Raw genomic sequence first — 22,734 nt, 5'->3', positions numbered from 1 at the left:
CGATCTCCTTTACCCAGAGCCCCGGACAGGTTCTGAGCCTGGGCCCACGGCCTCGCCCGTGCGCAGCTTCATCACTTGGAGCAGGCACGGCAGGAAAAAGACTGAAAGGATCCACACCGTCGTGAGACTGAAGATGTAGAACCAACCGAACGAGCGAAACCCAGGAGTCCCGGCGAACAGCAACGTGACACCCGCTCCCACCGTCGTCAGCGTGGTCACCAACATCGGTGGAAGTATCGGCACCAATCCCCGCGGGCCGACATGAACCACGTGAACGGCATCGTCAAGCCCTATGCCAAGGAGCAGCGCGAAGGCCCACACGCTTGAGGTATCGAACGGAATCCCTACCACCGCCATGCCCGCCGCCGTCACCACGGCCGCGGCCAACGGAAGGGACAGGATGATCAAGTTCGTCTTCCACGACCCAGCCGCCATCTGATTCGCAAGCAAGATCATGACAAACCCCAGGACGACGCACAGCACCAGACTCGACTTCATCCTTTGAATGTAGTGGTGGATGATCTTCTCGGCGCCGATCGTTTCACCCATGGCGTCCGTGTGCCGGACCCATTCCTCGATCTTTTCATCGGCCAAGTGGACCACCGCCTCCCGCGGGTACACCCACATCCTTTCCCGCCCCCCTTCTCCGAAAAACGGCAGGTCGTCCGGCTGCGGCCGGGTCGTCTCCATGCGCAGCAGCTTGTCACGGCCACCGGCCACGCTGGCCGCGGCCCAAGTATCCAGGTCTCGCAGGGCCTCACGTCGCGCCGCGTCGTCTTCCATGGCGTATGCGATCAGCGAGCGCACCTTCTCCCGTAGCTCCTTCACGCGGTAGTAGCTCGACACCTGGCCGCTCAAGCCCATCATCTCTCCCAGAGCATCCAGCCCCTCATCGAACCTTCTCAGCCCCTCGGCCAGTTTCCGATCCCTGCCGCTTTTCCCCCTCTCGACCTCCCTCACCATGATCGCCCGCGCTTCTTCGACCACCCGCGGAGCTTCAAGCCCCGGCATGACTCTCTCCAACGATTCCACCTTGCCGACCAGTCGATCCGTTCGGATCGACCCCTTGCTCGGCCCTCCATCCGATGGATACACCGCGGTCGGTACCGGCCAATAGCCCGTGGCCTCCTGAGTCCTGTGCAGCCAGCGCTTGCCCGGCACCTCAGCCAGTACTTTGTATGGGTTCCATATCATCTTTACGCCCGGGTACCCGAACGCCACCACGCACGACACTGCAACCAGCCCCGCAACCAGGGTCACGACAAGCCGCGGCCTTCGCTGCACCACCGTCGCCCCCACCTGCACGCGTTCGGCGATCGCGTCCGCAAACGCTTTCAGCAAGCCCTCCCGATCCCGCCTGTACTTCAGCGGCACCACCGACATCAGCGCCGGCGCAAGCATCACGGCGGCAGCCGTCGTGCAGACCATTCCAATGGTCGCCAAGGCCCCCATACGCTGCGGGCCCATGATGTACGCGGCGCTCAGAGCCAGCCCCGCGGCGGCAAATACCGAGCCGGCCCACAGCGTCGGTCCCACGATGTCCGCCAAGCCCTCCTTGAACTCGTCTCCATCCAGGTTCCGGAGGCGCGTCACCATGTGGAGACAGATGTCGTCCCCGAGTCCGATGAGGAGCGGCATGATCAGGCTGGCGACCACCGTGATGTCTTTCAGAAGGAGTCCGCCTAAGCCCCACGCAATGAGGACCGGAATCGTCGTTACGGCCATCGCAATAAGACCGACGGCGAACCGTCGGAGGAACAGCGTAAACACCACGAGAACAATCAGGCTGGTCGCCAATCCCGTCTTCCACAGGTCACGCAGGACCAAGTCGTAGATCTCACCGCTTCCCACCGACACGCCGCCAATCTCGAAATCCGGCTCTTCCCGGATGACCGCACGGCCGTCCTCCAAGTTGGCCGTGACCTCAACCGTACATCCCTTCTGTTTCGCGACCTGCCTGAACAGGGGAAGCATGGCCGCCTTGGCCTCCCGCCCCACGTTCGGGTCCACCGTGTGCGGCGCCGTGACCCTGAGGTACATGGTATAGAATGCCGGCGCACGCGCCTGGGCTTCGAGGCCCTCGTATGCCCATGTCACGGGCAGAATAAAACCCCTCCCTGCGAGCCACGCCCCCGCATCGCCGGGAAGAAGCATCGTCTCCACCGGAAAGGGATCCCAGCCGGGGTTCCCCCCCTCCGCTTCGCTCCGGGGACGACGATCAGAAGGGTCATGCGGTCCTTGCGTCGCCTTCTTCATCGCCATCTGCGATGCCGAGGCCCCATGATTCTTCCATTCATCGTCTCCGGAGCGGAGCGCAGGGGGCCTTTGCCTCCCTTGATTCCGCGGGAGATCACGATTCGCCTCAGGCAGGACATCGCTCGCTCGCGCCGCTCCGCTCAGCAGGATCCTCTCCGTGTCGTCCACAAACCGGTCCAGCGCATTCAGACGCGTATCGGCGTCCCGGGGATTCATGGCCACCTTTCCCTTGGTGACCGCGACCCTGAGGAGGTTCCCGTACTCGTAGTAGAGCTCCCCCGCGGACCCGGCGTTCAGAACGGACCCGATGGGGTAGTTTCCCGCCAAGTCCTTGAGCGTGTCCAAGTCCTCGGGGCGCATGAAGAACAGACCTTTGCGATCAAGTGGACTGGTGTCTTCCACCGCCGGGAGAACCACGTCACGCGGAAGAATCCTCGATAGCTCGTCCAGACATCGGAAACTCCGGGAGATCACCGCCAGCCGGCCCGTCCCCAAGTGTTCCTGCTTGCGGTACTGCACGTAAAGAGGGTCGTCTTTCGGAAACTCTCCGATCGGGTCGGTGTAGATGATCGGCCGGGCATATAGAGGGAGCAGGCTCAGCAGGCCGAACCCCACGATAATCGGCCACCGGTACCTCAGGACCAACCCCGCCCAAGCTCTCCCCGCCCGATTCCTCCCGGAGGCCCCCCCCGTTCTTGAGGGTTCAGCCTGCGGCCTCCGGCCCCAAGTCGCCCGAATCAGCATCGAGCAGACCATCCCCGCAATGACAAGCCCCGGGATCATCAGGCGCTCGACAGGCGGCAGCCAGCCGTTCACCCAGCACCTATCCTATCGTCTGTCTGTCGTGAGGCAACGATCGGAGCCGAAAGGCGGCTACGCCTCTCGCGTGTACCCAAGCGAGGGCCTGGGCGCGGGATTGGTGCGGGGTCACATCTCATAACGGACCCATGCGAACACCATGTTGGACGCCTGAAGACGAGGAAAGATCTCCGCCTGCGCCCCGCGGCCCCGGATGGGCTCTCCCTCCACCATGACGGCCCCGAGGCGGAACTTCATCGACGTTTGCTTTGTGTGAAAATCCTTCCGTGCGGCGTCGACCCCCCGATGGACCACATATTCCAGCATCGGAACCAGGGCGAACCCTTCGGAGTTGACGTAGATCGCCGCCACGCGCGGGAACCAGTTGTCGCCGTGCGTGTATTGCACGGCCAGGAGGTTCGCCCACGTAGTCCGGTCCAATCCAACCAGGTCAACCTCCTTCGAGTGCCGCGCATACATCGCCTCATCGATAACGGTGAAGTCGCCGAAGCGCCGGGCGATCTCAACCGTCGCCGCACCGATCTGGAGCCTGTTCTGTTTCAGATCCTCGTCGGGAAGCCTGAGCCCCGAGAAGAATCCCGCTTCGCCCCGCAGCGTGTACTTGTACCCATCATTCTTCTCGTCGTACCAGAATTGGTATTCGAACCCGCTTCCCAGGAGGAAATAGTGCTTGGGCCGTATCACGATCGGGAATTCTCCCGTTGCCGCCACCGACTCGCCCACGTCTTCCTCCACGATATTGTCGATTTTCTCGAACCCCTTGCCCGGGGTGCCCTGGAGGCCCTTTTCCAACTCGAATGCGGGTATCCGCTCCACCAGAACCTGCGCCGATGGAGCGATGCGCACGGTTGTGGACGGAATCGCCACATCCGCGCGGAACCCCATCTGCACCGGGAACTCCGGAGAGCGGGTGAAGTCGTTCAGGTCGATGAGGAGATCCTTGGTTGAGAAGGCCGCCTTGCTCTTCACGAACGCCTGGCTCTCGGAAAGGAGGGGTTGCCAGCTCGGACGCCAGAACGATACGTACGCTTCCATTCCCTCGTAGCTCCAGCTCACCATTTCAAGCGGCACCTTGGCGAAGTCCTCCGGGATGAGAGTCTCCCGACTGTTGGCCGGATGGACCTGATCGATCAGAGACACCTGCGTCGTTCCCCAGTTCAGGACTTGCCTGCCGGCTGTCAGCTGGTGCTCACCCATCCACACCTGGGCGTACGCGTACCACACATCGGCATCGAGCCGTTGCGTTCTCCGATCCTCGGAAAACGCATTCCCGTATTGACCCAATACCGACAGCCGCAGCAGGCTGTTTTCCAGCCTCGTTGCACCCTCCAGGTACCCGCCGAAGCGCATGCCCATCGGCAGTTCGGCGCCCCCGTAGCCGTAGTTCGTCCGCGACTCCACGAACCCCGAGAGATCGGTCTGCTTCTCGATCGCGCTCGGCGCCGTCGCTTCGTCTTCCGCCCACACTTCCAGATGCCCGCAAACCAAAAGCACCCCCACCGCCCACGATGCCATGCCGAGCCGCCTCATGGCACTCTCCATCGGCCCGCGCCCAGCCTTGTGTCGGCCACGGCTCATCCCTTCTTGCGTCTACCGAGATCAGGAGCGACCTGGAACCCGAAGCATCTCCGGCGGTATCTTGACGCCCGCCCTCGGGTCCACCAAGGTCATCGTGCTGGTCCGTCCGGTAAGCTTGTTCTCCACGTCGATAATCGTCGGGATGGGGTAGGCCAGCCCCGTGATGGATTTGCGTTCCTGCATCCGTACTTCCTTGAAAAGTTTCCCGTCCTTGTACTTCAGGATCGAACGCACGTCGTACTCCGCCTTGTCCACGCGAATAAGGTACCCCATCGAAGGGTCGGCCTTTACCTTGCCGCGAATAATCCACTGGTCCGTCTCTTCGCGCTCCATCTCGTACTGAAACCGGTCCGGATCGGCCTGGTTGATGTCCTCCCATTCAATCTCCGTCCCGAAAAACTGCGAAGACCCCGACGGCACCGGCCGGCACTGGCCCTGCATGCTCCGCGGACAAATCAGCTGCGTTCGGACGCCGTTCCTCCGTTCGTCGTACGCCTTGCTCCCGGCGAAATCCGGCGGATCCTTCAGGATCATGGCCATGCGGTAGTCGTTTTTCGTTTTGTCCTCTCCCGTGGCCCCGCTCGAATCCACGGCGATCGACCCCTTCTGTAGAAGAGGCCTGCCACCCGCGGACTCCTGAGTGAATATCGATATGTATGAAAGAAACGTCCGCGGGCGCGGTCTCCCCGCCACCTTCTTCATGATTTCCTCGGCCGTCGGCGATGCCGCCGCCGACGGCGTCCCCGCCCCGCCGGCGCCCTCCTCCTCGGATAGTGACGTCCTCGGCCCGAGCGTGGCGGCCCCCACTGCGCCTGCGATCAAGGCACCCGCCAACATTCGCAACATCATCCCACCACCTGAAACCGACCCGCCTGCCTGCGCCGCAGGACGCGCACGCGTCGCGGCAGGCAGGGAACGGGGCGCTTCCCCCTCCGTAGCAGCTACTGCGGAGGACGGGTGCGCGCCCGTTTCAGGTGGCGGGATCATTCGCAACTCACTCGGCATAGATCCTCCTTTTACTCATTGCTCGTTGCTCATTGCTCATTGCTCGTTTTCCCCTCCGCAAACGCCTGCCACCCGGCCAGGTTCGCCGGGTTCATGGGAAACAGCATCGGCGCATTCACGGGCGCGGGCGGTCTGACTCCCACCTGCTTGCCCGTGGGCAGCCCGCCCCCCGCCAGGCCGGCTCGGCCCGTCAGCGCGTTCTGGAAAAGAACCCCGCTGGCGGCGGCGAGCTGGTTCGTAAACGACTGGTTGAGTATGTCCGACACCGGGCCCGGCAGGCATTCGTTGAAGACCTGTCTCAATCCCACCTGGGCCGATCCCAGCACGTCGTTGATCTTGGTTTGGATCACGCTTTCGAAGTCGATGATGGGAACATCGATGTTGAAGATGAACGCGATTTCCGGCAGAAACACCAGATCCACTTTGACGAAATCCGCAAGATTCCCGAGTTTGATTCTGGGGCTGAACACATCCCCATTCACAAGCAGGTCCACCTTGACGGCGTTCTTCAGCGCATCCAGGAACGTCTGGCCGGACTTGAGGAAAGGACCGATGACCGCGCCGATCACCTGGGGATTGAGCTGCTGCAAGGCCGAGCAGTCGAGCTGCGGCTGTGTCCCGTCTCCCGCGCCACCGCCGCCCTGCTGCATCCCGGCAAGACCCTGCGCCGTCTGCGTGAGCGATTGGCAGACCGCCGTCAGCACCTGCGTCACGGTTTTTGTCGGGTCGGTCGACAGCTTGAACCGCACGAATGGCATTCGTTTGGTTGGAATCTCCTCGGGCGGCATCGCGAGGATCTTGGCCAACTTGATCGTACCGTCCGTGATGGAAGTCAGGCAGGCCGTCGCCAGAGCATCGAAAGCATCCAATGCATCCGACGTAATGATTTCCGGGTTGAAGAATTCCGTACGAGGTTCCCCGCTGGTTCCCGAACAGGTGTCTTCGCTCAGCCGGATCACCGCCCGCCGGAGACTGAACAGCCCCTCCAAGTCAATCGTCGGATCCAGCTTCTGGAGAGACGGTGGCAGGAGGTTCTTGAGGCTCTTCAGCGTGATGGGTACGGTCGCGATGTCACGGAAAAGGACATCGAAGGAGTCAACGACCTCGATCGTGATCGTGTACTTCTTCGGAGCCTCGTCCACTTGAAGCTCAAACAAATCGGTGTACGCCACGGGACCGTACGGCGTCTCCCGCCGGTCCACCATGAACTTCCAGTCACCCACGCTCCGACCATAGTTGCTGTCGTTGCACTCGGTCGTGCCAACGCTGACTCTCACAATGTTCCCCGAGGCGTCGGCGCTGCTGAAGAACCGGATCTTCTGTATGCGGCCCACCGCGATAGGCTCCAGAGGCTTCTCCAAAAGCACAAACGGCGGAAGACCCAACTCAACGGAAAACGGCGTGGGGGAGGAGTAGTCCGACCACTCAAACTCCGGCGCCAGCGGCCGCCCGAGGTTTCTCTGCGAGGCCACCCTCCAGTAATATTGTCCTTCCCCGAGAACGACCCGCGCGACCTCACCCAGGTTGAAAAGTGGCAGCGGTAGGGGAGACTCGCTTCCACCCGACGTCGGAAACGTGTCGAAGCTGGCCACCAGCTCCGACGAAGAAAAACGCCCCGACGAATCGATTTGGAAATTGTACTTCACGGACTGCGGGTCCGGATCCCAATTGAAGATCGGATTGACCGACCTCGAGATCGTCCATCGGGGAGCCCAAGGCGCCGGCGCGTCCGTCTTGCCCACCACGACCACCGCCTTCAGAGGCTTCTCGCCATTGTTGTTCGAAAGAAACAGCGTCTTGCCGACCAGCTCCCTGGACACCACGAATTCGACCTTGGACTTTCGCCAGTCGTCATAAAGAAACAGTCCCCTCTCGTCAAAGTCAAAGCCGAACACGAGGGATCCTTTCGGGGCGAACGGGCGCGGCGCGTCCGGGTCGAACAGCCGCGGCGGATCCCCCTCATACTTGGGTAGGATCGTGATCTTCTGCCCGGGCTGCAGTGAGATTTCAGTGCGGGTCAGCCCCCTGACCTCGTATTCAAACGTCCGCCCGATAAACCGATCCTCTCCTTCTCCTTCCTTCGTCACGCCCTTTTGAAGAAGCTCCCCGGTCTCGATCCCCTTCTCCGCCGCCGTGCCGGCTGTCGGTTCGTCCAGGAGCGAACAGCCGAGGAGGCCGATCCCGCCCGCCATCCCCAGCATTGCTGCAATCTTTTTCCTTTTTACTTTTTCTTTTTTACTTTTCAAGTTCATGCCCCCCTTACTCGAGCTTGTCCGGAGTGCCGATTTCCCGGACCAGCAATTTGACGGAACTCACCGGCGCCCCCCCTATTACGGGTATTTTGAAGAAGAGGGTCGAAACGGCCTCAAGCGACAACCCTTCCTTTGGGAGAGGCTTCAGAGTGCTCAACGAAGTTCCTACGTCGATCGACAGCGACGAGTCGTCACTTTGTATGAAGATAATCGGCGTCGCCGGTTTCCATGAAAACGTGACACCGGCCGGAGACGCCATCGCGGGCGGCGTGAAGCTGTAGAGCTCGTATTGTTTGAGCACCACCGCGCTGCCCCCGCCCTCCTGCACCCAGAGGTAGGGAAACGAGAAGGCAGCCGGACATACCGGGGCGGTACAACTGCCCCGTGTCACCTGGATCTGCTTCGTGGGCGACAGGACAAGACCCTTTCCTGCGTTGTCCATGGCTACGTCTCCCCAGCTTCCGGCCGAGACAACGGCTTGGGACAGGTCCATGAACGAGCTTGACCCCACGCCTCCCAGCTCCTTCGATCCCGAAAAATCCAACAGGGTGATCTTGGACGCCCCGCCCTGCACGACCTTTAGGATGACGTCCGTTTGGCCGGCAGCCGCCAACGATCCGGCCGCCGCGGAATCCACTGCTCCGCCCGGATACGCGCGGTTCTTGTAGGTGGCCGGCGCATCGGTCGCGGAGTCCGAAGCCTGGGCGAAATTGTTCCCGAAGACGTGAATGTCGTCCGGGTCGAACAGGTAGAGTCCCCATCGCGTCGAAAGAGTTGACCGATAGGCAGTCCCCGCGTTCGGCGCCATGGACCACAACATTTTGTGACTTGATCCCGTACCTAAAGTCGTTGGGTCCGGACCCACGAAGTAGATGCACGGCGTCTGAATAGCCGGCAGGGCAGCGTTAGTCTGCAAGTCACACTGGATGCCGGCACTCGGAACTGGATTCGTACTTAGCGGATTTCTAAGTGCAGGCACCCCATACATCTCCGGTGGACCCCAGACCTCGTACTCTCGGTCCCCCGCCAGTGACGTCGTTGGCGCCTTGTAGACCGCCAACTGCGCCGCCGTCGAAGGAACCGAAACGGTCGCCTGATTCCCAGTTGTAGCGGTGTTGGTCATCCGCTCCCCTGTAAAAATCCCTTTGTTCCCCCCAACAAGCAGGGGCAGATTGAACCATACATCCCGGTATCCAATGACCACGGGTGCATCCCCACCGCTTGTGGACGCCATGGCCAGCACGGCCCCCGGGCCCGACTTGAATGCAGGCGCTGTATAGCCCGCCGTCCCAACAGATGGATCGATGTCGGGATAGGTGTAGTTGGACCTCATCAGCGCCGCGCTTCCCATCACCCGCGCCGTTCCCTCGTCAAAGTCCGCCGTGAACCCGCTCAGACCCGTGCCCGTGTCCAGGAGGCCGACGATCACCGAGTCTTTCGCTGTGAGTACCTTCGCATGAGCATTCTGCGGGAGAGACACGGCGCGGCCGCTCGGCGTCGCATTCTGCGCCAGCACGTCCAGTTCCTTGATCTTGTTCGGGTTGCCTCCCGTCGCCTTCTCGACCACGATGAAAGAAAAGTTCGAGTTGATGCCGCAGCCGACGATATCCGTCTCCCCGAGGTAGACGTACTGCTTCATCCCCGCCGAAACCAAATAGACCCCCTGCCCGCCGCACACCAAGAGCTTGTCTCCCACCATTTCGAATCCGGCCGGGTCGATGGGGATCACCTCGTCAAACTGGTACTCCTTGTCGATTTCGCGCCACACGACGGCATGCGCCCGCCCGGATGTGTCCCTATAGAAGATCACCGTGTAGGGCAGGCGCACGTCGCCAAAGAGCGGCGTTCCGTTCAGCGGGCTCTTGCTCGGGAAAGGGGACACCGTGAACGCGCCCCCGCTCGAATTCGCCACCACCACGTTCGTCGCGAAGTCCAGCAAAGGATCCGCTGCCGTCGATGCCGGGGCCGCCGGGTTGGGGTCGTAGATCGCTCCGATCAACCTCGATCCTGACGCCAGCTTGCGGCAGGCGATATTCGTATTCTCCTTCGTGGAGGACCCCGATACCGTTCTCTTGACCATCGCGAAGCTCTGGCCGATCGCGACAAGGTCCGCGGACGACGAGATCCCACAATCGTACGGCGGCGTGCAAATGCACACGCTTGCCGCGTTGTCGAGGAAGAGTATCTTCCCCGGCTCCGTAGCCCGAACCTCCTCGATCGGCAGAGGCCAGGAGATCACGATCGAAGCGCCCGCCGTCGAATCCGGGTTTCCGTAGTAGACGGAATTGCCGGAAGCGAAGAGCGGCGCATCTCCGACATCCATGTCCGTGCAGGTCAAGGTCGATGTGAAGCTCGGCGCGAACAGCCCGGCCTCGGTACACATGACGCCTCGCTTGATGTCCGCCCGGGTTACGGCGACGGTCGGATACGGCGGATACGCCGTGGAAGCCTGAACTTTCGTCGACGGATTCACCGGGACCGGGAAGAAGCCGCCTTGCACGGAAATGTTCCGCGTCGCCTCGATTTTCAACTCATTCGGAAGAACGGTCCGCGATTGGGAGATCGTGTAGACGGCCTGAAGCGGGGCGCTCACGTTGTCCGCGCCGTCGACGGAGTGATAGAGCAGCGTCCACGCTCCGCTGGGAAGACCGATGCGCTTCACCTCCTTGAACTCCGTGCACTTCCCCCGGTCCTGGCATGCAACCACATTCACTTTCGCCGTCTCGTCCGTCTCGAAGCGGACCTCCTGCTTGCTCGTCGTCACGCTGTAACTCCCCGGCTCGGGGATGAGCGTCACGACCGGGGCCTTCGAGTCGATCACGTAGACCACGGTTTGTTGCATGACGCCGTATGAGACGAGCAGGTTGTAGGTCCCCTCCTCCTTGAATTCAAAGCTGCAGGATTTGCACGTAACCGGCTTCTTCTCAAACCCCCTCCCCACGATGGTAACCGTAACGTCACCCCGCGGTATGGAAAGGACCCGCAGCGTGAACCCCGTCCGATACGACCCCGGTTTCGGAGAGAGGAAGATCTTCGAGTCGCCCTCCTGCCCCAGAACCAGTTGGAACGTCCGCGTGGCCGCGCCGGATGATGCGCGCACCAGAACAACCCCCGCCTCTCCCACGGCGACCTCGCCGCTCACCGGCGCAAACGTCTGCCCATCCAGCGAAAATTCCAGCTTACCCGCGTTGCTCGTGAACGTGAGCCGCGCGGGAAACGTCTTGCATCTGAGCTCAATCAAGCTCTCCGCGGCCTCCCTGCCTGCTTCCGAACAGGACCCCGACTCAATGGTAAGCAGGATCTCCGCGCCGATGGTGTAGTGCACCGTAACCTGTCTCACCTGGTTCGCCGAATCCTTGGCTACCACCACGACCTCCGTGTTCTTGTCCAGGTCGAACTCCATCGAATCATTCCCCAGCGTTTCCTGCCGGTCTGCTCCTTCCGCCGTCCTCCCAACGACCAGCGAACAGCCTTCGTTGCATTTGACGCTGCCCTTGACGGCCCCGGCATACGTTCCAACAGGCGGATCGAAGAAGATATGGGGCGGAAGATCCAGCTTGTAGTCAACCCGCACAACCTCGGAAACATCGCCGCTCTCCAATTCGGCGGCAACATACAGCACCGCCTCCAGGGTGGGAGCTGAACCATTCCCCGGGAACGCCACCGCCGGTATCTGGTCACCGTTCTTCATGACGCTCGTCCGCAGGTCACCCACAACGGGCGCCGTCGAAAATCTGTAGAAGATCCTCTTCGTCTTTTCCCCCGAAACGCGCACGCCGCCAAGCGCTGCGATCTCCGTGAACGTGTAGCTGCCCGGCGCCGGCTCGAAGGTGAAGAGTCCCCTCTTCTCCACCGTTCTCAAGCCACCGCCCTCGCAAGACACCCCGAACAGGACTCCTGGCGCCACAAGAAGGAACCAAGCCAGGATGGCCGGCAAACCACCCGGCAGGCCATGTTCCATTCCGCGTCCTCCCCGGCGTGAGGCTGACGATCTTGGCGAGTGCCTCAGCATGCTGGAACCAACCGCCACCACGCACCTCAAGGGAAGTTCAGGACCGCCGTCGGCACGCTTCCGTCCACGGTGGTCCCGTCCCCAAGCTGGCCGCATGTGTTCGCCCCCCAACAGAGAATCTTCCCATCCGACCGCAGAGCACAGGTGTGATTCCAGCCCGCGGCAATCCCAACGACCCCGGCAAGTCCGCCCACGGTCACGGGCGCAGTGCTGTCGCTTGTCCCGCCGTTTCCGAGTTGGCCCAACCCGCCTTGTCCCCAGCATTTCACAACACCACCTCCGAACAGCCCACAAGTGTGCCCTGCTCCCAGGGCGGGCAAAACGGCGCCGGCGAGATTGACCGACGTCACAGGAGTCCTGCTGCACGGCGTAGAACCACACGTATCCGGGCCGGTGCCTCCCGTACCCAATTCTCCGTACGCATTGGAGCCCCAGCACTTGTAGTTCCCATCGGTCATGAGAGCACACGCTTGCGTGGATCCAGCAAAGAGCCTGCGGGCAGGCGTCACGCCCGGAACGGTCATCGGCGTTCCTCTTCCAGCCACGGTACCGTCACCGAGCTGACCCATCGAATTTTCACCCCAGCACTTCACACCGCCGTCCCCTTCCAAGGCACATGCGAAGAGGTCCCCCGCAACCACACCAACCGCGGCACCGATGCCCACCACGGCCGCAGGCGTGGTGCTGCATGCCTGTCCCTCGCAGTCATTCGGACCGCTTGTTCCGCCGCCCCCCAGTTGGCCGTAGCCGTTCCCTCCCCAGCACTTGACCACCCCACCCGAAAACATTCCGCAGGCGTGATATCCTCCTGCACCCACGGATACGTCACTCAACCCCTGCACACCATCACTACCGGCAGGTACTGACTTCGTCGTTCGGCTGCCATCCCCATGCTGACCGTAGAAATTTCCACCCCAGCATCGTAGGCTCCCTCCACTCGACAACCCACAACTGAAGGCTCCGCCACCCACAACACGCACAACTCCCGAAAGCCCGTTCACCGTAACGGGCGTCGGATTTGCATAGAACGACCCACCGCACGTAACCGGGCCCGACGTCACGCCGTCTCCCAATTCGCCGCTATTGCCCCTTCCCCAGCACTTCACGAGTCCTCCGCCCGTTACCGCACACGAATGTTGTGCGCTGCCGGACACCCTCCCATCCAGCACTGTCGCGGCGCTCTTCTCAATCAGGTTGGACTCCCGATTCCCCGCCTCATCCACCGCTCGCACTACAAGGTAGTACCTGGTGGCCGGCGAAAGCCCGCCCATCGAATAGGATGTCGATCCTGCCGGCACGGCGACGGCCCCCACGAAGTTTCCCACACAACTCTGCGCCACCGTGCTCTGGCAGATCTCGTAGACGATCTTCTGCGCCGGAGTCACCTTGTCCGTCGCTGCGCTCCATGAAAGTGTCACCTGGTTTACTGAGACCACTTGAGATCCACTCAGTCCCGCGAAGGATGGGGCCGTCGTATCCAACTCCCAGGCCGCCGTAGCGGGAGTCGGATCCACGTTTCCCGCCTTGTCCGTCGCAACTACCTGCAAGACATGCCTACCTTCGCTCACGCTCGCCGAGAACGGGGACGAGCACGCTTGGGAGACTCCGCCGTCCACCGAACAGGAGAAGGATGCCGCCACATCGTCGGACGAGAATTCGAACACGGCAACAACCTTGCTCGTGAGTGCCGCCGGTTTTGACTTCACCAGCGTGTCCGGCGCCTTCGTATCTACCGTCCATGCAATCACCGTCGGCTGAGGTTCCGTGTTGCCGGCCGCGTCCGTTGCCACAATCTTGAGCAAATGCTCTCCCTCTCCAAGACCGCTCAGCACAAGGGGTGAACTGCACGCACCCTGAGGCGCGGGAAACGGCTTCCCGTCGAGCTCACACCGGAACGCGCATCCCGAACCCGCGCCGCAGCCGAACTTGACTGTCGCGGCCGCCGCATTCGATACCGGCGCCGGAACATCCTCCGGCACCGTCGCGGCGCCCTTGGTGATGACGGTCCAAACGAAAACCGCCGGTGTGCGGTCCGCATTTCCCAGCGCATCCGAAGCCCTTACCCTCAGTTCGTGCCTTCCCTCGCCTGCCTCCGTTGAATAGGGCGATTCGCAGGGCTCAGCCGCCGCGCCATCGAGCTCGCAGCTAAACCGGCAGCCGGGTTCCGTGCATCCCAGCGAAAAGACGATTCTCGTACTCTTCGTGAAGCCCCCGTTCTTTGCCACGTCCGCACTCACACTCGTGTCCGGCGCCGCCAGATCCACGATCACCACCACGAGCCCGTTAAACCCCTGATCCTTGAGCAGCGCATTCAATCGCTCCTGCATCCGAAGAAAGGCCTTCTGAACAAGTTCCTGCGTTGGGACGGAATCGGGATCATCGGGCCGAATATCCGTTACCAGCACGATCGAAACAGCGACCTCAATGAGGCTCGCGACACCATCCCCGTCCTGGTCCGGCAGGAGGGTCGCCCCCGTGCCCAACTCGAGTTCGTTGACCTGCACCTGCCCTCCCGTCGCGACGTTCACTGCACCCCCAGCCACCATCGACACCAAAGGCCTTGATGGCGCGCCCGTGAGAGCAATGTCCACAAACAGATCCGGCCGCTGAGCATCGAGCCCGGCAGGGAGGGTCACTCGAAACTCGTATGAGAGGTCAGGCGCTCCGGATCCCTGTCGACCCGGCGAAAGCCTCACGCCTTCCTGAGCACCACCGCGAACCCCAGTCTGAGACCCGGCCCGAATTCCGCCCCTCACGCCCGCACGGATGCCGCCGCGGATCCCGGAGGCAATCAGTTGCGTCTCCTCCGCCCGAATGCCCCCCCGTACTACCTCCTGTGAAATCCCACGTCGCCCCAGACGTACTCCCGCTGAAATCGCCTCCTCCCCTATGCCCACCATCGCCGCGGCTGCCTCCGGCGTCAAAGGGACGTCCACGATGATCTCCCTCGCCTGAGCAACCGCCTCCTGGTCCGATCGTCTTTCGGCCGTACAGCCGGCGAACAGCGCGCCCAGGACAACGCGGAATAAGAAACGCCCAGTCCCACGGACTGCCACGGTAGGGGATACGATACCCGCAGGCGGGAGAGTGCTGCTTCCCATGGAGATCCGGCTGATCCCGACCTTCTCGGCGAGGTCGCTCCGGCCCATTTTTCGTTGAACTCTCGCCTGACGCACTGCGTCAAAGAATTTCATGGGCGGGGCAAATAGCACGGCGCCGAAATCATGTCAAGGTGGTTTGGGTGATAAAACAACTTCTTGTTGAACCTTCGGATTGGATGACTAAATCCTGCTGAGATATTCACGCACTGTGCTGGCACATTGGGGTATGTTTCTCGCCGGAGAGGCGAAGCAGGTCGATCCGATTTGTCGAACCCGGAAGCCGGGCGCGCGGAATTACGGCCATGCCGGCGCGGAAATCAGGTTCCAATAAGCAGACCGTGCACGACAATCCGCCGGCTACGGCCTGGCCTGTGATCCTGCGTGTGGTCCCATGGAATCAAGAAGAAAACACAATGAGCACTCCATGATCTCCAGGACCGGGAGGACTACCTCGCCCGGCTTAGCCACTTGACCACAGCCGCTCGATGGTATGGAATCAGAAAAATCATGCCAGAGGGGGTTCCATGTATGAGAATCTGACCGGCGCGGAACACCACTCCGCCATCGTCGATGTTACCGATCGCTGCAATCTTCGGTGCAAGCACTGCTTCTATTATCGGGAGGAGCATGAGTCCGAGGAGATCGACACGGAAGAGTTCCTGGCGGGGATGAAGATCCTCCAGGAGCGGCACAAGATCGTGAGTATGGGATGGTGTGGGGGTGAGCCGACCTACCGGCCGCAGATTCTGGAGCGGGGGGCGAAACTCTTCCAGATGAACCAGCTTTTCACGAACGGGACCCTGCCGATACCGAAACTCCCCGGGCTGATCCCTTTTGTCTCGTTGGACGGCACTCGCGGGATTCACGATCAGGTGCGGGGTCGGGGCAGTTACGACAAGACGATGAAGAACCTCGGCGAAAGCCCGATCGACCACGTGGTGTTTCAGGCCACCTTCCACCGCATGAATGAAGGTTGCCTGGAGACCATGGTCGAGGACCTTCGCCGGATCGAGAAGCCGGCGTCCGTCTCGTTTCTTGTCCTGCTCTTCACGCCGCTCCGGCAGTATGAGACGGTCAGGGGCTACAAACACACCGAGACCCAGAAGAACGTCCTCGATTTCTCGTGGGAGGAAAGGGATCGATTCATCGACCGCCTGGTCTCCGTCAAGAAAAAACATCCCGACTTGCTTCTCAACTCCGAGGTCGTGCTGGAGCTGATGAAGAGTGAGACGGCGAAGGAAATCACGCCGAAGTGCAACATGCCCCGGCGCACCCTCACCCTGGATCTGAAGCTCAATCGGAAGCTGCCCTGCGTGCTGGGTTCGGAGGTGGACTGCGACAAGTGCGGCTGTCCCTTCCCCTATGAGCAGGAAGCCAGGCGGAAGGGACTCAAGCCGAAGACCGGCGGTCTCAATCTGCCGTTCTGATCGCCCGTACAGCCCTCGCCAACCAGTAATTCCTCGCACCGGGGTTTCCCATCCAGCCCCGCAAGAATCGGCACATCCGTCCTGCGTCTCTCGACACGATTGACAACGCGGCACCACTTTGCTAACCCGAAGCTGACTCAAACAACCAACTGACAGGAGGGAACATGGCCAAGACCAAAGAACTCATCGTCTCCAAGAGCCGTACCAAGGACGCCGCCAAGGGGTGCAACGTCTCGTCGGATTTCTACCCGGCGCTCGACGGCAAGACTCGGTCTCTCATCGCATCGGCCTGCGCGCGCGCCAAGGCCAACGGTCGCAAGACACTCAAGCCACAAGATCTGTAAGCCCACACAGGGGCGCCTGGCCGCTCCCCCGTACCCTCGCGCCGGGCGCCCCGTCCTGTTTCCGAAGCATGATGGAACACTCTCAGGATCATCGAAGCCAGATTGGCAATGCCATCCGAAAATATCGCAAGCGTGCGGGCCTGACCCAAGAACGCCTAGCTGCTGCCGCCGGACTTACCCCCAACTACTTGGGCTTACTCGAGCGAGGTGGCCGAGGACCTTCGATCGAGGTTCTCAGCCGCCTTGCGAGCATTCTCCGCTGCAAGGTGCGTGAGCTTATCCCGTTCTGATTCCTGATCCACTCCGGACAGCGATTTCCTGCCCCTTCGTTCCCCGTCCTTGCCCCAGTTACCGGCTGATGGCCGTACGAATGGCAAACTGGAGTGAAGTATCAGCTTCTCTCAATTCGGAGGTGAGTCTCTCCTGGTGACGAGCGCATCACTCCCAGTGTGCCAACGCCGTTCGCGTTGACGTTCTTCGGAACCCCTCAACCCGAAAGGTCCTCATCGAAGGAGATGAGTACGTTGTGTGGTGATGGAGAGGAGTTCACCCATGCAAGCTGTCGAGCGTGAACTTCGAGGGCTTCGTCAAGATTCGCACCCCCAAGTCTGATCGAAGCTTCAAAAGGAAAACAAGCGCGCGAGCGGCGTCCTCGCCTTCGTTCCTGATCGTTGACTCTGTCCCGCCTCGCCGAGACCGGTCCAGAACATATGGACACTGAGCAATCTGCGGAGAATTCTCCGGTAGGCGTTATTCGATCTTTGAACGGCGGTACTCCTCCCGCAAGGCGATCACCCGGTCCAGCAACCCCCGCGGAAAGAACTCCTTCTGATAGGCATCCCAGATGGCCTCCTTGTTTCGGGAGAGCCAGTTGCGGTCCTCCTTGGAAGGATGGATGACCTTCACCCCGCGCTTGTAGAGCCCAACCATGGCGATCTCCTCGTCGCGTCGGATCTTCTTGTTGATGTCCGGCAGCAGCTCCTCATAGACCCGCCGTATGACACCTTGCAAGTCGGCGGGCAATCTCTCAAAGGAACGGCGGTTCATAACCACAATCCCGAACTCCTGGGCCAAGTCGAACTTGTAGATAGCCTTCACCCATGGATACCAGCCGAGAATCACAGTATCTGCAACCGCGGTCCTGAATGCAGTTATGCTTCCTTTTCTTAAACCCTGGGTGAGGCCGTCCAGGTCGGTCGGGACGATAGCACCGGCACCCACGCCGCTAAAGAAGAGTGGCATGGACTGATCACCTTGCCACGACCACCACGAAGCGTTCTCAATCAGCTCCCGCACAGACCCGTGCTCCTGTGTTGAAAAAAGCTGGATCGGCCCCCCACGCTCGATGAAACCGAGAAGTACGACCCCGCGGGCATTGAGCCGTTCCGTGAGATATGGGAGCAGCCTGTCCCGCACGTACTCGTACTCCTCTTCGGACTCGTAGAAGAAGGGAAGCGTGAGAATCATCGTCTCCGGCTCCAGTCTCTGCGCGCCGTTGATCGAGATTCCGCCGCCGTCCAGTCTTCCGTCGAGGATCTTTTTCGCGACCTCCGGTTCGTCACCCGCAGAGCCCCCCGCGTGCATAACGAACCTCAACCTACCAGCCGAGCGCTCTTCGCTCTCCCTCAGCGCCCTCATCACGTACTTGTGGTACATCACGCCTTCGGGCGCAACCGTGCCTACATGAAGGACGTACGCTCCCTTTTCGGAATGGGATCCGCCCATTTTCATCGAGGGCATCCCTTGGCTTGTTGCCTCCGGCGCCCATGTGGAAAGAGCTGCGGCCACAGCCACCCACGAAATCCGACGCACGACGGTTCGGAATCCGTCAAATCTCATGGTTTCGGATTCAGCCTGCGATATTCGTCCCGCAGTTGAAGGACCCGATCGAGCAGTTCCGGCGGGAAGAACGTACCCTCAAGTTTCTTCCACATGGTCAGGCTCCGCTCTTTGAGCCAAGTCATCTCTTCCGGCATCGGGTGGACGATGGTTACCTTCCGCTTCAACATGCCAAGTAGGGCGATCTCTTCGTCTCGGAGAATCGCTTTGTTGAAACCGGGCACCGCCTTTTCCCACTCTTCATCCATGACACGTCTCAAGTCGGCCGAAAGACGATCCCACACACGCCGCGTGATCACGACCACGCCCATCAGATAGGCCGCATCGACCATGTACACTGTGCGGACGTAAGGAAACCATCCCAAGGCGACCATCGGTATCGCAGTGGTCGAAAAAACGCTTACACGTCCGTCCTGAAGTAGGGCCAGAGCTTCTGGTACTTCTGACTGTACGGTTTTTGTCACTCTCATGGCCTCAAACCATACCTCAAGTGTTCTGTCACCCTTCCACGTCCAGAATACCCCCGTAGATACGAGTTCCCGAAGACTGGTAGGAGGTTGGGTTGAAAACAGTTGTGCTCCTCCACCTTGGAAAATCAACGCCAGCATGTAGTAGCCCTGCTTGAGCAGACGCTGATGGAAGAACTGGAGGAGACTGTTTGCTACGTACGAGTACTCCGAGTCCGAATCGAATAGGAAAGGCAAACCCAGTACCGCTAGTGCGGGGTCCATGCGGTTCGCGCCGTTGAACGTCACACCCACCGCGTCTATTTCACCCGCCTCAAGCTTTTGGATCATCTCCGGTTCATCACCCATCACCCCTCCAGCATGCAACTCCAACCGGACCTGACCACCCGTTCTCGCGGTGATTGCTTCGAACGTACGGCGAACGTACTTTGTCCAAACGTACCCTTCAGGCGCAAGACTCGCGGTACGGATAACGTAGGTCCGGCCCACGGGCGGTTCGGCGAGCGCAACCGATGTGCCCAGCGCGAAAGCCAGGAGAACCGCGGCTGTCATGCGAGTGGCCCGTGTCCTCGAAGCTGCACGGGAAGCGTTTGTGTCTGCCCGGCGGGTCTCCTGCGCGATCACGGATTCTTCAGGCGGCGGTATTCGTCCCTCAGCTCGATCACTTTTGAAAGCAGTTCCGGCGGGAACATCTTCCCCTCCAGCTTCTTCCACACGGCCATGCTCTTCTCCTTCAGCCACGCCATCTCCTCCGGCTTGGGATGAACGATGTCCACGTATCGCTTGGTCATGCCCAGCAGGGCCACTTCGTCGTCGTGCAAGGCGCGCTTGTTGAGTCGCGGCATGTGCTCTCGGGTGACGTCTTGGATCACTTTTTGGAACTCCTGTGGCAGCTTCTCCCATGCCTTCCGCGTGATGACGATCACCCCTGGTTCGTAGAGGACGTTCACCATGTAGACAGTTTTCACGTATGGAAACCACTGGAATGCGACCATGGCAAGCCCGGAGGTACGGAAAAGGGATATTTTCCCCTTGTCGAGTGCCTCCGCGACTTCCAGAGCACCGGTCTCGAAAACATGTTTCGCGCCCCAGGCGTCGTACTGCGCCCTCATGGTCGGCTCACCCCCCGCCCAAGCCCAGCATGTGGCTTTCTCCATGAGATCGGATAGCGGCATCGGGGGCTGGGTGGAATACCACTGGGTGGGACCTCCCTGTATGAGGATTGAAGTCAAGTAGTATCCTGCCCTCCATGCCCGTGGCCTGAAGTATTCGAGCATGCGCTCGGCCACGTAGAGCCACTCCTGTGCCGAGTCAAACAGGAAGGGTAGGGATAGGACGCTGAACGCCGGGTCGATACGATGCGCTCCGTTGATGGTCATCCCCGCTCCCTCCAGATCACCGGTCCTCATCTGCTCGACGATTTCCGGCTCGTCGCCGGTGGAACCACCGGTGTATAAGTCCAGCCGGACCTTGCCGTCCGTCCGCCGGGTAACCTCATTGTACAGTTGGCGAACGTACTTGACCCAAACATACCCCTCCGGGGCTAGGGTAGCCGCGCGCAGGAGGTATTCCGGGGCGGGCTGAGGCTCAATGGTCGGTGCAGTCGCGCTAGCTGCCTGCAACAGGACCGCGAGTAGTGTCGCGGTGAGCGAAATCGCCATGTAAGTCACGCCCTGATCCTTGCCTGGATAAGGCCGCCTGTGGGCCCACCCCGCTCATGGTTCGACAAGCTCACCACGAGCGGAAAAAGCCGTTCGCCCTGAGCTCGTCGAAGGGTGAACGCGGCATTGACTACGCAACGATCAATACTTCCCGGGAGCAGCGTCCTTCTGTCGTTCCGCCGCGCGAAAAGACTCCAGGTCCGCCAGGATACTGTCGAGGAGTTCTCGTGAATAGAGCTTTCCCACCAGCGAAAACCGCACTTCGCGCATCTTCGTTCTGAATTTCTCCTTTTCCTTTTCGTTCATTTCCGTCCCCTGGATTCCACGCTTCACCAAGGCTATGTAGGCAGTGCGGTCGTCGCGACTTATCCACGTTCCGAGTGTCTCCATCGTGTTTCGTAGCTCATCGCGGCATATTTCCTGAAGATCCGCCGGGAAGGAGTTCCACGCCTTCAGGTTCACCACAAAGCCCGACACCGCCCGGCTTAGCGTGTCTGTGATCACATGGGTCACATAGGGGTACCAACCCAAGATGATCAGCCCTGCCGCGAAGTTGTAGATGAGATTCACCCGGCCATCATGCAGGGCAGCCGGGACCTCCGTGATCTCCAGCGGCACCACGTTCTCCTTGCGCCCGCCCAAGGACGCTGTGATCGCTTCGGCAAGCACATCGCCTTTCCAGAGCCACAGTTTCATGCTCAGTGCATCTTCAATTGTATGGATGGGAACGTTGCTCCAAAGGTTGATCCTGCCGTAGCTTATCAGGGAAAGGAGCTTGACCCCCTGTTTCTCCATTCCATCAGCAAAGTGGGCGAAATAGCGCTGCATGATGTAGTCCTGCTCCTGGTACGTCTCAAACAGCAGGGGGAGTTCCAGAATGCGGATCTCCGGAGAAATCTTTCCCAAGCCGAGCCCCGTAAGTCCTCCCGCCTCGATTTCACCATCTTGGACCATCTTGGCCACGGGCGGTTCATCTCCAAGCACAGCACCGGCATAGTGCTTGATCTTGAGTCGCCCCTTTGACCGTTCCTCGATACGCTTGGCGGTCCTTCGGATGGCGATCCCGTAGCTGGTGTCTTCGGGGGGAACGGTTGCCAATCGAAGGGCAAGAGGTCGTTCCCGGAGCACAACTCCTTCGTCACGCGAGGCGCCGGCAGGCACCGCCTCCCGATGCGGTAAGAGAAGAACGAGGAGGAGATACCAAGCACGGGGGCGAAAATAGCGTTTTCTTGGCAACCATCCCTGGTAGCGCCCGATTTTACATCGGGCGATAATTCGTCCGGTATGAAACCGGACGCTACGAAGAGAAGGGTCGGGGAAAAAGCTCAAATTGTGACCGCGCCGAGCATGGTCAGAAAAGCTCGTTCATCCTTGAAAGAAAGAACGTCGCTTTTCTCTTGGCGATCGCGTTGGCCAAGCGCGCCTCCGGCAGGAGATCGTCGGGCGCTTCGATGACTTCCTTCAGCGTCTTGGTGAAGGCCTCCCGATCCTTGATGGCGACGAGGAGAAATCGGGCGTACATGACTTTCGCCAGCAGGAACCTGCCGTCTGAAACACGGAAGGCCTTTTGAAAGGTTTCCTCTGCCTTGTCCCTGCCGCCTCCGGCCATGGGCGGCATCTGCGTGTACAGGATTCCGAAGAACAGGAGCGGCATGCCGTAGTAGTAGTTCTCATCCAGCACCCTCGCCCGGTCCATGAACTCCCGGACGGGCACGGCGTCGAAGAAGATCTCGAAGCTTGCGTCCTCCTCCTGCATGCTGAGCTTGAGCCAGCCACCCCACGCCGCCGCGGTCCATACGAGATACTGAGCCTCCTGCTTTTTCGTGAAGCATTGGGCGAGATCGTACCAGTCCGGGTTGGCGGGCTTTGCATCAAAGCGCTTCTTGAAGCACTTGTTCTCCATGAGCGAACGCCAGCCGAATTCCTTCCCACGCCAGTAGAGAGTCTTGGCCCTGGCGGGATCCTCGTCTTCG

The 22,734-nt window shown here is 60.8% G+C and carries 14 protein-coding genes; 3 read left to right on the top strand and 11 right to left on the bottom strand.

What is annotated here, in order from left to right; translation table 11 throughout:
• Window positions 1-9 precede the first annotated feature (9 nt).
• The 6 genes from HYT87_12660 to HYT87_12635 form a co-directional block, all read right to left on the bottom strand.
• Window positions 10-3,072 carry an MMPL family transporter gene (locus HYT87_12660; GenBank protein MBI2060613.1) on the bottom strand — a complete coding sequence of 1,021 codons (3,063 nt, stop codon included), beginning with the start codon at window positions 3,070-3,072 and terminating at the stop codon, window positions 10-12.
• Window positions 3,073-3,183: 111 nt separating this feature from the next.
• Complete coding sequence (locus tag HYT87_12655; protein ID MBI2060612.1) at window positions 3,184-4,605, bottom strand: hypothetical protein; 1,422 nt, start codon at window positions 4,603-4,605, stop codon at window positions 3,184-3,186.
• 69 nt (window positions 4,606-4,674) lie between these two features.
• Complete coding sequence (locus HYT87_12650) at window positions 4,675-5,490, bottom strand: outer membrane lipoprotein-sorting protein (protein MBI2060611.1); 816 nt, start codon at window positions 5,488-5,490, stop codon at window positions 4,675-4,677.
• Between the two features lie 197 nt (window positions 5,491-5,687).
• Window positions 5,688-7,904, bottom strand: coding sequence for a hypothetical protein (locus HYT87_12645; protein MBI2060610.1), 2,217 nt, complete (start codon window positions 7,902-7,904; stop codon window positions 5,688-5,690).
• A 13-nt stretch (window positions 7,905-7,917) separates the two neighbouring features.
• Window positions 7,918-11,871, bottom strand: a complete 3,954-nt coding sequence (locus HYT87_12640) for a hypothetical protein (protein ID MBI2060609.1) — start codon at window positions 11,869-11,871, stop codon at window positions 7,918-7,920.
• A 77-nt stretch (window positions 11,872-11,948) separates the two neighbouring features.
• Complete coding sequence (locus HYT87_12635) at window positions 11,949-15,116, bottom strand: hypothetical protein (GenBank protein ID MBI2060608.1); 3,168 nt, start codon at window positions 15,114-15,116, stop codon at window positions 11,949-11,951.
• Between the two features lie 431 nt (window positions 15,117-15,547).
• Here HYT87_12635 and HYT87_12630 point away from each other — a divergent pair, with 431 nt between their 5' ends.
• From HYT87_12630 to HYT87_12620, 3 genes are all read left to right on the top strand, one after another.
• Entirely contained in the window at window positions 15,548-16,450 is a 903-nt protein-coding gene (locus HYT87_12630; GenBank protein ID MBI2060607.1) for a radical SAM protein, read from the top strand.
• A 164-nt stretch (window positions 16,451-16,614) separates the two neighbouring features.
• On the top strand, window positions 16,615-16,794 hold the full coding sequence (locus HYT87_12625; GenBank protein ID MBI2060606.1) for a DUF1931 domain-containing protein: 180 nt from the start codon (window positions 16,615-16,617) through the stop codon (window positions 16,792-16,794).
• A gap of 71 nt (window positions 16,795-16,865) precedes the next feature.
• Window positions 16,866-17,084 (top strand): helix-turn-helix transcriptional regulator, encoded by a 219-nt coding sequence (locus HYT87_12620; GenBank protein MBI2060605.1) that lies wholly within the window; start codon window positions 16,866-16,868, stop codon window positions 17,082-17,084.
• A gap of 460 nt (window positions 17,085-17,544) precedes the next feature.
• On the opposite strand, the gene dctP (HYT87_12615) is transcribed toward HYT87_12620, so the two are convergent.
• The 5 genes from dctP (HYT87_12615) to HYT87_12595 form a co-directional block, all read right to left on the bottom strand.
• Window positions 17,545-18,588: a TRAP transporter substrate-binding protein DctP gene (gene dctP, locus HYT87_12615; protein MBI2060604.1), complete on the bottom strand. Its 1,044-nt coding sequence runs from the start codon at window positions 18,586-18,588 to the stop codon at window positions 17,545-17,547.
• Between the two features lie 41 nt (window positions 18,589-18,629).
• Window positions 18,630-19,652, bottom strand: a complete 1,023-nt coding sequence (gene dctP, locus HYT87_12610) for a TRAP transporter substrate-binding protein DctP (protein ID MBI2060603.1) — start codon at window positions 19,650-19,652, stop codon at window positions 18,630-18,632.
• Between the two features lie 68 nt (window positions 19,653-19,720).
• Window positions 19,721-20,770 carry a TRAP transporter substrate-binding protein DctP gene (gene dctP / locus HYT87_12605; GenBank protein ID MBI2060602.1) on the bottom strand — a complete coding sequence of 350 codons (1,050 nt, stop codon included), beginning with the start codon at window positions 20,768-20,770 and terminating at the stop codon, window positions 19,721-19,723.
• A 132-nt stretch (window positions 20,771-20,902) separates the two neighbouring features.
• Window positions 20,903-21,859 (bottom strand): TRAP transporter substrate-binding protein DctP, encoded by a 957-nt coding sequence (dctP, locus tag HYT87_12600; GenBank protein MBI2060601.1) that lies wholly within the window; start codon window positions 21,857-21,859, stop codon window positions 20,903-20,905.
• 253 nt (window positions 21,860-22,112) lie between these two features.
• A partial coding sequence (locus HYT87_12595; protein MBI2060600.1) for a hypothetical protein occupies window positions 22,113-22,734 on the bottom strand: 622 nt, incomplete at its 5' end.

Source organism: Nitrospirota bacterium (assembly GCA_016180645.1).
Classification (GTDB): Bacteria; JACPQY01; JACPQY01; order JACPQY01; family JACPQY01; genus JACPAV01.
The sequence above is the reverse complement of the archived record's forward strand: the minus strand, read 5'-3'. Positions and strand labels throughout refer to the sequence as shown.